This window comes from Flavobacterium sp. LC2016-01, assembly GCF_009711135.1.
Taxonomy (GTDB): domain Bacteria; phylum Bacteroidota; class Bacteroidia; order Flavobacteriales; family Flavobacteriaceae; genus Flavobacterium.
Genome location: NZ_WMIC01000003.1, coordinates 172,286 through 188,597 on the forward strand (window position 1 = coordinate 172,286; position 16,312 = coordinate 188,597).

Consider the following 16,312-nt stretch of genomic DNA (forward strand, 5'->3'; position numbering starts at 1 on the left):
AAAACTCATCCCTTTTTTATATTGTAAACTAAAATCAAAGAAAAAACTTAGAATCTTAGAACCTTAGCGTCTTAGCAACTTTTTTAGTCATTCATAGAAATCAAAAACTCCTCGTTGTTTCTTGTTTTCTTGAAACGATCGTTTACAAAATCCATAGATTCTACTGGGTTCATATCTGATAAATATTTACGCATAATCCACATTCTTTGTAATGTTTTTTCGTCCAATAATAAATCGTCGCGACGTGTACTTGATGAAGTAAGATCGATTGCAGGGAAAATACGTTTATTGGCAATTTTACGATCCAATTGAAGCTCCATGTTTCCAGTTCCTTTAAATTCTTCAAAGATAACCTCATCCATTTTAGAACCCGTTTCAGTCAATGCAGTTGCGATAATACTTAATGAACCGCCGTTTTCTACATTTCTTGCTGCTCCAAAGAAACGTTTTGGTTTCTGCAATGCATTTGCATCAACACCACCACTTAATACTTTTCCAGAAGCCGGCTGAACTGTATTGTAAGCTCTCGCTAAACGCGTAATCGAATCTAATAAGATTACAACATCATGACCGCATTCTACTAAACGTTTTGCTTTTTCAAGGACAATGTTTGCAATTTTTACGTGTTCCTGTGGTTCTCTGTCAAAAGTTGAAGCAATAACTTCACCACGAACACTTCTTTGCATATCAGTAACCTCTTCAGGACGTTCGTCAATCAAAAGAACAATTAAGTAAACCTCTGGATGATTTGCCGCAATTGCATTTGCAATATCTTTAAGAAGCATTGTTTTACCCGTTTTAGGCTGTGCAACGATCATACCACGCTGTCCTTTTCCTATTGGAGAAAACAAATCAATAATACGAGTTGATATAGAACTGCCTTTTTCGGCTAATTTGAATTTTTCAGAAGGAAAAACTGGTGTCAAGTGTTCAAAAGAAACTCTGTCGCGAACGACTTGCGGATCGTGACCGTTAATTTTAAGTACACGAACTAAAGGGAAAAATTTCTCGCCTTCTTTAGGAGGACGAACCACTCCTTTTACAGTATCTCCGGTTTTAAGACCAAATAATCTGATTTGTGAAGTTGATAAATAAATATCATCTGGAGAAGCTAAATAATTATAATCAGACGAACGTAAGAATCCGTAACCGTCTGGCATCATCTCAAGAACACCTTCACTTTCTATAATTCCATCAAATTCAAAATCTGAATCTCTGAAATTATTCTTTTTATTTTTATGATTCGGATTTTGATTTCCGTTATTCCCATTTCCATTACCGTTTTGATTTCCAGCTTGGTTTGGATTCTGATTCGGATTTTGGTTAGGGTTTTGATTTTTATTTTGATTCGGATTTATCTTTTTTGCCTGAGGAGCTGCTTCAGCTTTTTCTTCAACTGGAGCTTGGTTTTCAGAACCTTCTTCAACAGTCACTTCTTTTACTGCTTCTTTTTCCTTTTGCTGTGCCACCTTTTTCTCGTAAGCTGATTTATTAAACTTAACGATTTTAGGTTCTTTTTTGTCTGCCACAGGACTTTCTGTATTTTCCTCAGCTTTTGGCTCTTCTTGAATTTTTGGAACTGCCTGAATTTTTGGCTTTGCTACAGGGGCTTCCTTTTTTTCTGGAATTGCTTCCTCGGCGTTATCAAATTCTAAAACTGGAGTATTTTTTGAAACAGCTGGTTTTTTAGCCGGAACAATCCTTGCTCTTTTCGGTTTATCATCTGTTATTTCCTTTTCAGCCACAGCAGGAGCCGGCGGCGTTGCAGTCGCTTCTTGATGCGCTAAAATCTGACCAATTAAAGCCTCTTTTTTAACACCATTAAACTTTATTGTTTTAGCTAACTTAGCTATTTCTTGAAGCTCAGAAAGCTTCATTTCTTTTAATGCAGAAATATCAAACATGAATGTTCTATGAATTTAATTATTTTAAAGGAAATACAGTAAAAAGAATAGGTAGATATTTTTTTTCAATTGACCGCAGTATGAAGTGCTTACGGTATTATGATGCAATAATACGAATAAAATTTAATCATACAATAGTATTTATAAAAAAGAAAATATATTTTTGTAAAACAATTTCAAGTTATGTTACAACGAATTCAAACCGTATATCTAATTCTTACCTTTGTAATAACAGGGGTTTTAATGTTTTTTATACCGCTGTGGTCATTAAATAACAGCAAGCCTTTTTACTTTATGCAAGATCAGGTTTACACTGTTTTATTGGGATTAAGCACAATGTTGACGATTATCAGTATCATATCATACAAAAAAAGACAAAACCAGTTTGTGATGAACAGACTGAACATAATATTAAATTTAATTTTATTAGGATTATTTGTATATCGCTCTCTAAATTTATCTGGAGAGACAGTTAACGCTGTTTCAGAGAAAGGTATTGGGATGTTTCTTCCGATTGTTGCTATCGTGTTATTAGTTTTAGCTAATAAGGCCATCAAAAAGGACGAAGATCTTGTAAAATCTGTAGATCGTTTGAGATAAACCTATAAACTTAATTTTTTGTGCGAAGAGAACCCGAATATTTTTATTCGGGTTTTTTTGTGGCTTTAAATGATACAAAACAAACTTAATAAGGCTATTTGAAGAGATTCTTTCAATCTAATTTTGCATTCTCATTTCCAAAACAATGACAACAAACAAAATAAGGATTCATCTTGCAGATGACCATCAAGTACTTATTGATGGCCTTACTAATCTATTACAGACAGTTTCAAATTTTGAAGTTGTAGGCCATTCTCTGAATGGAAGCACCATTTATGACGATGTTGCAAAAAATAATGCCGCTATTTTAGTTTTAGATATTAGTATGCCAGAAAAAGATGGCATCAAGGTTTTACAAGAATTTTATGAGAAAGAAAGTCACTGCAAAATCATAATTTTATCAAGTTACGATGATTTAAAAATCATCAAAGAAGTGATGAAATTAAATGCAAAAGGGTATTTAACAAAAAAATGCGCCGGCGAAAATATCATTGAAGCCATAAATAGTGTTTATAGAGGGGAAGAATATTTTTCGGCCGCTGTCAAAGAGAAAATACTTGAAAGTTTTGCCCACAATAATCCCAAATTAAATGAAAACACCTATTTTGAGAATCCAATTTTAACCCCTCGTGAACTTGAAATTGTTAAGCTGATTTCACTTGAATACAGTGGAAAAGAAATAAGTGAACAGCTTTTTATCAGTATAAATACTGTTGAGACTCATCGCAAAAATATCATGAAAAAACTGCATATAAAAAACACAATAGGTCTGGTCAAATATGCCTTAAAAAACAATTTGATTAATCCGTAATTCTTCAGTAACAAAACTGAGCTTAATTGCTTTCGATTATGCGCATCTTCAGAATTTTAACTTTGTTTTTTCTCCTCATTTCTTTTAATGGAAATCCTGTATTTTGTCAAGAAAGAGAAATTTCAAAAGAAAGTATACCTCAATCATCAGCAAAAAAAAAGCACGATGCCGAACTGCATAAAATAGTACAGCTTCGGAACAAAAAAATAATCAGTTTGACAATTGTTCTTGTTATAATCTTATTTTTTCTCTTTTATTTCTTTTATCAGAATAATAAATTAAAACAAAAAATAAAACGAAAAGACGTCAAGCAAAAAATCCTTTTGAATGTTATAAACTCTGGAATTGACAATCAGGAAATCGAACGTAAAAAAATCGCATCATTCCTGCACGACAACATCAGTGCTTTACTGTCATCTGCTGGACTGCATTTAAATACTTTTACTGCACAAAACAATATAGAATCAGAAGAAATCAGAAAAACAAAAGCAATTTTATCTGAAGCGCATGATCTTTTACGTGATATATCACACGATCTTGTTCCTAGCCTCTTGGTTCGATTTGGTTTAATTTATGCCTTAGAAGATTTATGCGAAAAAAACTCAAACCGTTCTATAAATTTTGAGTTTTCAAGTACAATAGCTGCGGATAAAAGATATATTGAAAAATTTGAAATGAAGATTTATTTTATTGTTTCAGAACTCTTTAACAACATTATAAAACACAGTAATGCAAAAATCGCCAAGATAAATTTAAAAGAAAATCAAAACACTTTTATCATTAAAATTCATGATGACGGTATAGGGTTTAACACAAAGAAAACAGATGCCACAGAAGGTTTTGGCTTAAATCGAATACGAGCCCGAGTTAAAAAATTTAAAGGAAGTTTTGATATCATTTCAAAGACGAACAAAGGCACGACGATAAAAATAAAAATTCCGCTGCCGCATTAAAGAATCTATTTTTTCCCAATTTCAATAATTTCCAAATCTTTTATTTTATCATCCTCAATAACAAAACGCAACATCGTTCGCATTTGATGAAAACCGCTTTTTCCGGCCGCACCGGGATTCATATGCAGTAAATTATTCTTTTTGTCAAACATCACTTTTAAAATATGCGAATGGCCACAGATAAATAATTTGGGCGGATTCAAAGTCATTTCTTCTCTGATACTTGGATTGTATTTTCCCGGATAACCGCCAATATGCGTAATCCATACGGATACATTTTCGCACATAAACCTGTTATGCAGAGGAAATTCTAATCTTGCTTTTGCATCGTCGATATTACCGTAAACACAACGAAGCGGTTTTAGTTTCTTAATCGTATCGGTAACATTCAAATCACCAATATCTCCAGCATGCCAAACTTCATCGGCTTGATTAACATATTTCAAGATTGTATCATCAATGTGGCTGTGAGTATCGGAGAGGAGGAGGATTTTGGTCATTTTTTTTTGAGGTGCAAAGATTCAGAGACACAAAGTTACAAAGGTTTTTCTGTAGAGGCGCACTGCATTGCTTCTTTCACATGTTTTTATTTCATTTTAAAACATGAAAAAATCCGATTTGCCTTCGCAAATCGGATTTCAAAACTTTGCGTTAGACGCACTGCAGTGTGTCTCTACAATTTATCATTATGGAAATTACTGTTTCTTACCATTTTTAGAATCTTTCGTATCCATCATTTCCATAAGCTTCATTCCTAATAATCCGCTAATAGATCCATCAGATCCGGCATTTCCTGTAATCAAGACATCTGGAATTACTTTGATATTTCCTTTTCCAATTTCTTCGGTTACTTTATAACGGGTAAAGTTGTCACCGCCCATTGCTGTAACTTGCAACTGATATGCTTCAGCAGTAGATTTACCGATTGCCATGATTTTCTCCGCTTCGGCTAAACCAGTTTTTGAGATTCTTTCAGCTTCTGCGCTTGCATTCAGTTTTGTTGCTTCTGCCTGTGCTCCTGCTCTAGCTTTTGTAGCCTCGGCTTCAGCATTTGCACGCATTTTTGTTGCTTCAGCTTCCGCATTTACATTTAGTTTCAAACTGGTTGCATCACCTTCTGCTTTTTTTACAGTTGCATCGGCAGTTCTTTGTGCAATTTCAACACTTTGAGAAGCACGAACAATTTCTTTCTGCATATCTGCAATTGCGGTTTCTTTCTCCATTCCCTGACGCTGTTCTTGCGCCATTCTTTGTGTTTGATATGTTTTTTGCTCTTCTTCAGCCAGTTTTCTGTCGGTTAAAGTTTTCATCAATGAATCTGGCGGTACAATATCTCCAATCAAAGTATCAACTGCATTTACATTATATTCATCAAGCACTAATTTAATATGATTTTTTGCCGATTCCTGACGCTCTTTTCTCGTTGTTAAAAACGAAATTACATCACTGTCCTGAGCTGAGTTTCTAAAATAGTTACCAATTGTAGGCTCTAAAACCTGCGAAACCAAGTTATTCATACTTCCAAAACGTGCAATTACTTTTGGCGCTTCGGCTGCAGGAACGTGAATAATCTGCGCAACGTCCAGATTAAATGGGAAACCGTCTTTTGAACGAACCGTAATCGTAGAAAGGTTTTTATCTAAATCATGCGATTCGCTTCTTGCATTTGCCCAGTTCAAAACCAAGTTTGTTGTTGGTACTGCTTCTAACTTTGTCGTATATTTATTAAGCGCATATTTTCCAGGCCCAAGCGGTTCCATCCAAACACCGCGCTGTCCTTTTGAAACAATATTTCCGTGTTTGAAAGTATCTCCTGTAACATCTTGACCATCTTCTCCAATATAAGAAATCACAACTCCAACGTAACCAATTGGCACATCTGTCATAGGATTCTGTTCAATTTGAATTCCCCATGTATTGATATAATACGAACCTGCCAACATTACCTGAGGCTGTAAACCACGATTTCCGCCACTTTCCAAAAACTTGTCAAAATCTTGAAAGTTATTATGCGCTTCAACAAACTTACCAGCGATCTGACCTTGCGGAATTGGTTCACCATCTAATGCTGTTACGATCCCAATCATGTTTTCATAAATCTTAATCTGCTCTGCAACTACAATTTCGAATAAAAATGTATTAATACGATAAGATCCTGTAGTAATAAAAGCCGTTTGACGTCCTTTTTGCCCGCCATTGTTCAGGAACGAAGTAGCATCCTGAAAATTGTCACTATCTACTTTTCTGGCCAAGATTCGTCCGGTTGGGATTTCCTTTCCGTCCTTACTTAAAACCAATCCAATTTTTCCTTCTGGAATAATGGTAAATCCAGTCATGTCGATTGAATATTGCCAGATCCACATTCCCCAGTATAAACCTGGAGCAAGTGTCTGTGCCTGATAACCTGCTTCGCCTTTTGTCGCAATAATACGGCCATCTGGCAGCGATTTATCGGTACCAAACAAAACGAATTTTTTGGTAACTAAACCAATTTTATCCTCAGGAACCATAACCATTCCGAAGAAAACGCGTAAAATAAATTTGTAAAAAAGAATGGCAAATAAGATTAAAATTATCCACCAATAAGAAGTAATTTCATTCATAGTTTTTGATATTTAGATTACAAACATAGGAGAAATATTTCCTGTTAAAATGAAAAATTTTAAAAATTAACATTTAGAAATTTTTACGAAAAAATGTTAAAAAAACGCATTAATTAAAACGTTGGAATTGTCAATTTCTGACACGATTTTTTACGGTGTCAACTGTGATTTGCATTTTGGGTTTTAACAGATTTTAAATAAGGTTCTGAGGTTCTGAGAGGCTAAGGTTCTAAGATTTCTGCAGCATCTTTTATTGAAATCTATTTTTTGATAAAAAACATATTTTGCCAATCTGACGTTAGACGCACTGCTGTGCGTCTCTACGATAACGCCATACAAAAAACCTTTAGGCTTTAAAGAAAAAACCTTAGAACCTTAGCCTCTCAGAACCTTAGTATCTTCAAAAAAACCTTTGTATCTTTGCGACTCTGAACCTTTGAACCTTTACCTTGAGATATTTTATTCAATTTGCTTATAACGGAACACATTATCATGGCTGGCAATTTCAGCCAAATGCGTCTTCTGTTCAGGAAACTTTAAACAAAGCGCTTTCGGTTTTACTCAATTCACCTATAAATGTTATGGGAGCCGGACGCACTGATACGGGAGTTCATGCCGAGGAAATGTTTGGGCATTTTGATTTTGATACTGCAATTGATGTTCCGAATTTAGTGCATAAACTGAATTCGTATTTACCGAAAGATATTGCCATTTTTGACATTATATTAGTTCATGATGAAGCACATTGCCGATTTGACGCTACAAAACGTACGTACGAATATCATATCAACACTGTTAAAAATCCGTTTTTACAGGAACTCAGCTGGTATTTTAATCAAAAATTAGATGTAGCTTTGATGAATGAAGCCGCGAAGATTTTACTAAATCATACCGATTTTCAATGTTTTTCTAAAGTAAATACAGATGTAAATACATTTGATTGCACGGTTTTTGAGGCTTATTGGAAACAAGAAAACAGCAAATTGGTTTTTACTATTTCGGCAAACCGATTTTTAAGAAATATGGTTCGTTCTATTGTGGGAACTTTAGTCAATATAGGATTGCATAGAATTTCCTTGGCTGATTTTGAAAATATTATTGCCAGTAAAAGCAGAGAGAAAGCTGGGTTTTCGGTTCCGGCGCATGGTTTATATTTAACCGAAATAAAATACGATTACATCATAAAATAGCCCTGATTGCAGTGAAAAGCTTTTTTGAAAAAAATATAGTTTTTGTAATTTTTATAGAGCGACCAACGGAAGCTTTATAAAAATAATACAAAAACATATTTTTGAGAAAAACTTGTAACGGAAAGCAGGATTAGCTCCTTAAAATAAATGAAAGCAAAAGCATTCGATACCGGATTATTCAAACGAATATTAAAATATACCAAGCCTTATAAATGGCGCTATTACGGCGTTATTGTTTTTGCAGTTTCGCTGTCGATTTTTGCGGCACTTCGTCCTTATTTACTAAAACAAACGGTTGACGGCTATATCAAGACTCATGACAAACATGGTTTATTGATGTACATTATATTAATGGGCGTTGTGCTTTTATGTGAAGTTTTTTCTCAATTCTACTTTGTTTATTGGGCCAACTGGCTCGGGCAGGATATTGTAAAAGATATTCGTAATAAGCTTTTTAAACATATTTTGAGTTTTAGAATGAAATATTTTGATTTGGTTCCGGTTGGACAATTGGTAACCAGATCAGTTTCGGATATTGAATCCATTGCCCGTATTTTCAGTCAAGGTCTTTTTATGATTATAAGTGATTTGATGAAAATGCTGGTGGTTTTGCTTTTTATGTTTTACATGAATTGGAAACTGACGTGGATTGTTGTTGTAGCCATGCCGATTCTGGTTTACATCACTCGAATTTTTCAACGCAAAATGCAAGTTGCTTTTGAGGAAGTACGAACGCAGATTGCTAATATGAATTCGTTTGTTCAGGAACGTGTGACGGGAATGAAGATTGTACAGCTTTTTAACAGAGAAAAAATCGAAGCTGAAAATTTTAAAGTAATAAACGACAAGCATAGAGTTGCCTGGATTAAAACCATTCTTTACAACTCCATTTTCTTTCCAATTGCTGATATTATTTCGTCAATTACTTTAGGATTGGTCGTTGTCTTTGGTGGATTCAAGATTTTGAACGGCGATCATTTTACGACTTTTGGAGACTTATTCTCTTATACCATGTTTATTGGGATGCTTTTTAATCCGCTTCGTCAAATTGCGGATAAATTCAATGAAATGCAATTAGGAATGATTGCGGCTAATCGTGTTTTTGATATTATTGATACTCAGGATCACATTCAGGATACCGGAACGATTGAAGCGCCAGTTTTTGATGGAAGTATCGAATTCAAAGACGTCCGATTTAGTTATATTCCGGAAGAAGAAGTAATAAAAGGCATTGATTTATCTGTCGCTTCTGGACAGACAATCGCAATTGTGGGTTCAACCGGTGCCGGAAAATCGACTATAATTAACTTGCTGAATCGTTTTTATGAAATTAACAGCGGTACTATTTTTATTGACGGACATAATATTGAAAACTATACTTTGGCTTCATTAAGAAAACAAATCGCTGTGGTTTTGCAGGATGTATTTTTATTTGCCGATACGATTTATAATAATATTACTTTACACAATCCAGAAATTACTCGTGAAAAAGTGTTAGACGCTGCTAAAAAAATTGGTGTCCACGACTTTATCATGAGTCTGCCTGATAATTATGATTTTGATGTAAAAGAACGTGGCGTAATGCTCTCTTCTGGCCAGCGCCAATTAATTGCTTTTTTACGTTCGTATGTGAGTAATCCGAGTATTTTGATTTTAGATGAAGCAACTTCTTCAATTGATACTTATTCTGAAGAATTGATTCAGCGCGCAACGGAGACGATTACCAAAGGAAGAACTTCAATCATTATCGCACATCGATTGGCAACAATTGTAAATGCAGATAAAATTGTAGTTATGGATAAAGGATTGATTGTTGAGCAAGGAACACATCAGGAACTCCTCAATAAAGCTCATGGTTATTACAAAAACCTGTACGATTCGCAATTTTCAGTAGCAAACTAGGGCTCAAAATGCTAAAAAAACATTTATAAACGTTAAATCAGCGTTATAGAAATCATAAAACTGCTAGTCAGGGCTGGTGCTTTAACATTTCATCTTTGGTTTATTATTTATCTTTGAGATAATAGAAATCAAATGTAAAAGAAAATGCCACAAAACAGATTTTATCCAGACGAACAGTTCAAAGAAATAGAAATAAATGCTTCATTACAACTTAAATACGCCATCTCGAACAGAGGCCGATTAATAAGTTTTACAGACGAAATTGAAAACGGCCGAATCCTTAAAGGCGGTTTGAGTGACGGTTACCCAACTTTTAGATTTAAGGTTAAAAAGGATGACAAAATTGTCAATAAATATCTTTTTCTATACAAATTAGTTGCCCAATATTTTATTCCGAAAACATCTGAAGAACAAACTTATGTACTTCATATGGATTACAACAGAAGCAACGACGACATCAGCAATCTTCGATGGGCAACAAAAGCCGAAATGATGGCGCACAGCCGAAAAAGCCCGCGTGTAATTCAGGCCAAAAAGAATCTGATCGAACACAATTTAAAAGCTGATGGCCGAAAATTAACGACCACAAAAGTGATGCTGATCAAGAAAATTTTAGCAAGACCAGATCAAAAAACACGTTTAAAAATGATCGCCAAGCAATTTGGAGTGAGCGAAATGCAGATACGACGTATTGCCAGCGGTGAAAACTGGGGACACGTTAAAGTTTAAAGCATTAAGAAAATATACTTTATTATTCAAACAAGAAGGAGCTTCCATTACTGGAAGCTCCTTCTTGTTTGAATAAGCCTTATGAATACAGCATAAAACTATAAATTTTAACTTTTAGATTGATTTTCTTTTAAAATATTAAAAAATAAAACCAAAAAAAGGCAGAATAATATGATGAAATAATTTTAATAATCGTAAACTTGCAAATCAACCCAAAGACACTTTTATGAAGAGAAAACTACTTGTTTTACTGTTTTTAATTACTCTATCCTCTTTTGCACAAAACACTTTAATTCCAGATCCAAAGTTTGAAGCAAAGTTAATTTCACTAGGATTAGATACGATCCTAGACGGACAAATACCAACATCGAATATTTCATCTATTACTTCCTTAGATGTAAGTTCTTCTTCAATCAAAGATCTTACAGGTATTCAAGACTTTGTTAATCTTCAGACCTTAAAATGTGCATACAACGAATTAACTGCTTTAGATGTTACAAAAAACACTAAACTGGTTACTTTATCTTGTTACTCAAATCAAATAAAAAGCTTGGATGTTAAACAGCATCCATTTCTTCAAATCTTGGATTGTTACACCAATCAATTAACAACTTTGGATGTTTCACAAAACACAGCTTTAACTGAATTATATTGTTTCCAAAATCAATTAACTTCTTTAAATACATCTAAAAATCGACAACTGAGTAAACTTTACTGTTCAGATAACTTAATTGGTTCATTAAACTTAACAAACAACCCTTTCCTTATTTTTTTGAATTGCACTAACAATAAGATAAAAAATGTGCTTGATGTTACTAAGAATACAGGTTTAATGCATTTGTTTTGCGGAAATAACCAAATCACTTTAATAGATGCTTCAAAAATGACAGAACTCAGAAATATTGATGTATCGTCAAACAAACTTGTAAGCTTAAATCTAAAAAGTGGGAAAAACACATTGCTAAATAGAGGTCCAAACCTTTTTGCAAACAATCCAACGTTAACTTGTATACAGGTAGACAATGTGACCTACTCCAATTCAAACTGGGCAGATGCAAAAGATGCTACTGCAAGTTACGCTGCAACCTGTCCAGGCTACACTGTGATTCCTGATATTAATTTCGAAAACAAGCTTATTTCTTTAGGAATTGATTCTGGAACCCCAGACGGAATAGTTTTAACTTCAAATATTTCTTCTGTAACACAATTGGATTTGGGAGTTAACACAACTATTACCGATCTAACAGGAATACAAGACTTTAAAGCATTGCAAAGGTTATATTGTCATGGAAATACAGGACGTTTAGGCGATGGCGGAAATGGTAAACTAACTACGATTGATGTTTCTAAAAATGTTAAATTAACTGTACTTGACGTTTCGTACAATCAACTTGCGAGTTTAGATGTTACAAACAATCCACTGTTGATTTCGTTAAATTGCCACGTTAATAAATTTACATCCATTGATGTTTCAAAAAATATTAAACTGGATAATCTAAATGTAAGCCACAACCTTATTACAGAGCTTGACGTCTCAAAAATTCCAACTTTACGTTATTTATCAGCTTACTATACCAAACTAACCGCATTAGACCTTTCAAGCAATACAGCTTTAGTAGGTGTATTTTGCAACAATAACGATTTAAGAAGTTTAAATTTAAAAAATGGTCAAAACGGATTAATTGCTCCGCAAAGCATCTCCTTTAAAGTAAACCCAAATTTAACTTGCATTCAGGTTGACAATGCTGCAACTTCAACTGCGAATTGGGCCAATGCCAAAGATGCTGCAGCAAATTATTCTACAGACTGCCAGTCTACTCCATATACTTTGATTCCTGACATCAATTTTGAAAATAAACTTATTGATTTAGGAATTGATTCTGGAACTCCAGATGGAAAAGTATTAACTTCTAATGTTTCTTCTTTAACAATATTAGATTTAGGTACTAACACGACCATTACCGATCTAACAGGAATACAAGATTTTACGGCTCTTCAAAGATTATTTTGCCATGGAAATACAGGACGTGCAGGTGATGGCGGAAATGGTAAATTAACTACTGTTGATATTTCTAAAAACGTGAATTTAACTGTATTAGACGTTTCATACAATCAAATTACAAGTCTAGATGTTACACATAACCCTTTGCTTATTTCATTTAACTGTAGTGTAAATAAACTTACAGCAATTGATGTTTCTAAAAATGTTAAATTGGATAATTTAAATATAAGCAACAATCTTATTACAGAACTTAACATTTCGGAAATTCCAACTTTGCGTTATTTATCTGCTGATTATACTAGATTAACAGCATTAGACATTTCAAAGAATCCTGCAATCGTTGGTCTCTTGTGCAACAATAGCGATTTAAGAAGTTTAAACTTAAAAAATGGTAAAAACGGATTAATTGCTCCGCAAAGCATCTCCTTTAAAGTAAACCCAAATTTAACTTGCATTCAGGTTGACAATGCCACAACTTCAACTGCAAATTGGGCTAATGCCAAAGATGCTGCAGCAAATTATTCTACAGACTGCCAGTCTACTCTATATACTTTGATTCCTGACATTAATTTTGAAAATAAACTTATTGATTTAGGAATTGATTCTGGAACTCCTGATGGAAAAGTATTAACTTCTAATGTTTCTTCTTTAACAATATTAGATTTAGGCACTAACACAATCATTACCGATCTAACAGGAATACAAGACTTTACAGCATTACAAAGATTATATTGTCATGGGAATACAGGACGTTTAGGTGATGGCGGAAATGGTAAACTAACTACGATTGATGTTTCTAAAAATGTTAACTTAACTGTACTTGACGTTTCGTACAATCAACTAGCGAATTTAGATGTTACGAACAACCCCCTGTTGATTTCGTTAAATTGCCACGTTAATAAATTTACATCAATTGATGTTTCAAAAAATATTAAACTGGATAATTTAAATGTAAGCCACAACCTTATTACAGAGCTTGACATCTCAAAAATTCCAACTTTACGATATTTATCAACTGATTACACCAAACTAACAGCATTAGACATCTCAAGCAATCCTGCTATGGTAGGTTTATTTTGCAACAATAACGATTTAAGAAGTTTAAACTTAAAAAATGGTAAAAACGAATTAATTGCGCCACAAAGCATCTCCTTTAAAGTAAACCCAAATTTAACTTGCATTCAGGTTGACAATGCTGCAACTTCAACTACAAATTGGGCTAATGCCAAAGATGCTGCAGCAAATTATTCGACAGACTGCCAGTCTGCTACATATACTTTGATTCCTGATAGCAATTTTGAGAAAAAATTAATTACATTAGGAATTGATTCTGGAACTCCAGATGGAAGAGTATTAACTTCAAGTGTTAATAAAATAACTGATTTGGATATTTCTTATAGTTCTATTACGAACTTAACAGGTCTTGAAGCTTTTACCTCTTTAACTTCTTTAAAATGTAATGGAAATTACACTTTGATTGCTTTAGATATTACAAAAAACAAAGCTCTACGAACATTAGATTGCAACAATAATTATCTTGTAACTTATTTAGATCTATCTCAAAATCTCGATTTGGTTTCGCTTAATTGTACTGCTAATAAATTAGGTACTTTAGATGTAGCTAAAAACAAAAATCTGACTTCGCTCGAATGTTCATCCAACAAATTATCGTATTTAGATGTTTCTAACAATACTGCCTTAACAAAATTAAATGTTGGCTATAATTCACTTACAATTTTAAATGTATCAAAAAATACAGAATTGACATCATTGACTTGTACATCAAATCAAATCGACAACTTAGATATTAGTACTAACACCAAACTATTAGAATTATGGGCTGGAAATAATCAATATAGTACTTTAAATGTATCTAAAAATACTGCCTTGAATACATTAGTTTGTAATACAAATAAACTAACTGCATTAGACGTTTCTGGAAATACTGCATTAACAAGATTACTAGTTTATGGAAACAAACTAACAAACATAGATGCCTCAACTAATACTTTATTAAGTTCATTTGATTGTAGTTTGAATCTAATTACAAGCTTAAACGTTTCTAAAAACATAAACTTGCAATTTCTATATTGTAATAATAACAAATTGACTACTCTGGATGTTTCTGCCAATACGAAACTCGGGACATTCGATTGTGCTAATAACGAACTTACATATCTTGACGTTTCAAATAATAAAAACCTAAGCTCGTTGGAATGCGAATCAAATAAATTAAAAAATCTGAATCTAAAAAACGGAAATAACACTTTATTTGACGGTTATAACTTTGATCCTAATTTAATCATTTATAGAATAGATTTTAGAGACAATCCTGATTTAACTTGTATAGAAGTTGACAATGTTGCTTACTCAAATGAAAAATGGTCTTCTAGAAAGGATGCATTAGCAAGTTTTAGCACTGATTGCAAAAATTCTACAATAATTACTGATCCTAATTTTGAAAATTTTCTTATCACAGCAGGAATTGATACAGATGGAAAAAATGGAAAAGTATCAACTTCAAGCATTTCAAGCATTAAAACTTTAGACATTTCAAATTCTAATATCAGTGATTTAACAGGTCTTGAAAATTTTACAGCTTTAGAAAATTTAATTTGTACTGGAAATTTAATTACAACAATTGACTTATCTTCTAATACACAATTAACTTATTTGGATATTTCGAATAACCCTTTAACAAGTGTGAACATTTCAAACAATAAATTACTAAAAGAATTTTATGTCAATGGAATAAAGGTTATTGTTAGAAAATCAATTTCAACTTCAAACGGATTGAAAAGTTTAGATTTGTCAAACAATACTTTGTTGACAAAAATCGACGTTTCAAATAATCAGCTAACAAGTCTTGATTTATCAAAAAACCCAGATCTGACAGACATTAACACTTCTAATAATAATTTATCTGAATTAAACTTACAAAACGGGCACAATGCTCTTTTAGTAAATTTAGATTTCAAAGGCAATACTCAACTATCTTGTATTAAAGTTGATGATCCAGCTTATTCTAATGCAAATTGGTCTAATGCTAAAGATGTTACAGCAAAATATACTGCAAAATGCAGCTCTTTAGGAACTGCTGATGTAGTTTTTAACAAGGCAACTATTTATCCAAATCCATCAAACGGAGATTTTTATATAATGAATGCTTCACTGAAAAAAGCAAGTATTTACGATAATTCAGGTAAGCTAATAAAAGTGATACGCTTAAATTCTGAAAACGACGAAAATCACATTAATCTAAAAGGAACTCCCCATGGCGTTTATTATATTTTCTTAGAAAATGAAGATGCACATATTGTCAAAAAGATTATAATTCAGTAAATCCTATTTATATTTTAAAACTAAAAACCACACTTTTATTTATTTAAAAGATGTGGTTTTTAATTTATAAAACTTCAAGTCACAATTTTGCACCAGTAACTTTGCTGAGATTTTATTAAAAAATAACAGTATATTTTTCTTTTTTTACCTTTTCCTATAACTTTTCATTCAATCTCTGTGAAAAGACCAAAATCTGTGTCTTTAAAAACAAAATTTCAGGTGTTCATTTAAAATAAATCCTTAAATTCGCAATCACAAATAACAAAAGAAGAAATC

General features: G+C 33.0%; 10 protein-coding genes. 7 read left to right on the forward strand and 3 right to left on the reverse strand.

Translation table 11 applies throughout. The features are described from left to right. Positions 1 to 83 precede the first annotated feature (83 nt). Positions 84 to 1,904, reverse strand: a complete 1,821-nt coding sequence (gene rho / locus GKZ88_RS07760; RefSeq protein WP_155101812.1) for a transcription termination factor Rho — start codon at positions 1,902 to 1,904, stop codon at positions 84 to 86. A 183-nt stretch (positions 1,905 to 2,087) separates the two neighbouring features. Here rho and GKZ88_RS07765 point away from each other — a divergent pair, with 183 nt between their 5' ends. The 3 genes from GKZ88_RS07765 (at position 2,088) to GKZ88_RS07775 (ending at position 4,268) form a co-directional block, all read left to right on the forward strand. Continuing rightward, a complete protein-coding gene (locus tag GKZ88_RS07765) occupies positions 2,088 to 2,504 on the forward strand; it encodes a DUF4293 domain-containing protein (RefSeq protein ID WP_155101813.1) in 417 nt (138 codons plus the stop codon). Positions 2,505 to 2,649: 145 nt separating this feature from the next. Next, entirely contained in the window at positions 2,650 to 3,315 is a 666-nt protein-coding gene (locus GKZ88_RS07770; RefSeq protein WP_155101814.1) for a response regulator transcription factor, read from the forward strand. A 323-nt stretch (positions 3,316 to 3,638) separates the two neighbouring features. Then, a complete protein-coding gene (locus tag GKZ88_RS07775; RefSeq protein ID WP_230392480.1) occupies positions 3,639 to 4,268 on the forward strand; it encodes an ATP-binding protein in 630 nt (209 codons plus the stop codon). A 5-nt stretch (positions 4,269 to 4,273) separates the two neighbouring features. On the opposite strand, the gene GKZ88_RS07780 is transcribed toward GKZ88_RS07775, so the two are convergent. Together GKZ88_RS07780 and GKZ88_RS07785 are read right to left on the reverse strand one after the other, a co-directional pair. After that, complete coding sequence (locus tag GKZ88_RS07780; RefSeq protein WP_155101816.1) at positions 4,274 to 4,768, reverse strand: metallophosphoesterase family protein; 495 nt, start codon at positions 4,766 to 4,768, stop codon at positions 4,274 to 4,276. Between the two features lie 195 nt (positions 4,769 to 4,963). Then, on the reverse strand, positions 4,964 to 6,871 hold the full coding sequence (locus GKZ88_RS07785) for an SPFH domain-containing protein (RefSeq protein ID WP_155101817.1): 1,908 nt from the start codon (positions 6,869 to 6,871) through the stop codon (positions 4,964 to 4,966). Between the two features lie 449 nt (positions 6,872 to 7,320). On the opposite strand from GKZ88_RS07785, the gene truA reads away from it, so the two are divergent. The 4 genes from truA to GKZ88_RS07805 all read left to right on the forward strand — a co-directional run bounded on the left by truA (position 7,321) and on the right by GKZ88_RS07805 (position 16,036). Further along, complete coding sequence (truA, locus tag GKZ88_RS07790) at positions 7,321 to 8,061, forward strand: tRNA pseudouridine(38-40) synthase TruA (protein ID WP_155101818.1); 741 nt, start codon at positions 7,321 to 7,323, stop codon at positions 8,059 to 8,061. A 147-nt stretch (positions 8,062 to 8,208) separates the two neighbouring features. Further along, positions 8,209 to 9,963, forward strand: a complete 1,755-nt coding sequence (locus GKZ88_RS07795) for an ABC transporter ATP-binding protein (RefSeq protein WP_155101819.1) — start codon at positions 8,209 to 8,211, stop codon at positions 9,961 to 9,963. A 144-nt stretch (positions 9,964 to 10,107) separates the two neighbouring features. After that, complete coding sequence (locus GKZ88_RS07800) at positions 10,108 to 10,692, forward strand: HNH endonuclease (RefSeq protein ID WP_155101820.1); 585 nt, start codon at positions 10,108 to 10,110, stop codon at positions 10,690 to 10,692. 226 nt (positions 10,693 to 10,918) lie between these two features. Further along, positions 10,919 to 16,036: a T9SS type A sorting domain-containing protein gene (locus tag GKZ88_RS07805; RefSeq protein WP_155101821.1), complete on the forward strand. Its 5,118-nt coding sequence runs from the start codon at positions 10,919 to 10,921 to the stop codon at positions 16,034 to 16,036. Positions 16,037 to 16,312 lie beyond the last annotated feature (276 nt).

What these genes read in the sequence shown, in the direction of transcription:
- GKZ88_RS07770 (WP_155101814.1), top strand. Translation starts at nt 2,650, where the DNA reads ATGACAACAAACAAAATAAGGATTCATCTTGCAGATGACCATCAAGTA.
- GKZ88_RS07800 (WP_155101820.1), top strand. Translation starts at nt 10,108, where the DNA reads ATGCCACAAAACAGATTTTATCCAGACGAACAGTTCAAAGAAATAGAA.
- GKZ88_RS07795 (WP_155101819.1), top strand. Translation starts at nt 8,209, where the DNA reads ATGAAAGCAAAAGCATTCGATACCGGATTATTCAAACGAATATTAAAA.
- GKZ88_RS07785 (WP_155101817.1), bottom strand. Translation starts at nt 6,871, where the DNA reads ATGAATGAAATTACTTCTTATTGGTGGATAATTTTAATCTTATTTGCC.
- rho (WP_155101812.1), bottom strand. Translation starts at nt 1,904, where the DNA reads ATGTTTGATATTTCTGCATTAAAAGAAATGAAGCTTTCTGAGCTTCAA.
- GKZ88_RS07805 (WP_155101821.1), top strand. Translation starts at nt 10,919, where the DNA reads ATGAAGAGAAAACTACTTGTTTTACTGTTTTTAATTACTCTATCCTCT.
- GKZ88_RS07765 (WP_155101813.1), top strand. Translation starts at nt 2,088, where the DNA reads ATGTTACAACGAATTCAAACCGTATATCTAATTCTTACCTTTGTAATA.
- GKZ88_RS07780 (WP_155101816.1), bottom strand. Translation starts at nt 4,768, where the DNA reads ATGACCAAAATCCTCCTCCTCTCCGATACTCACAGCCACATTGATGAT.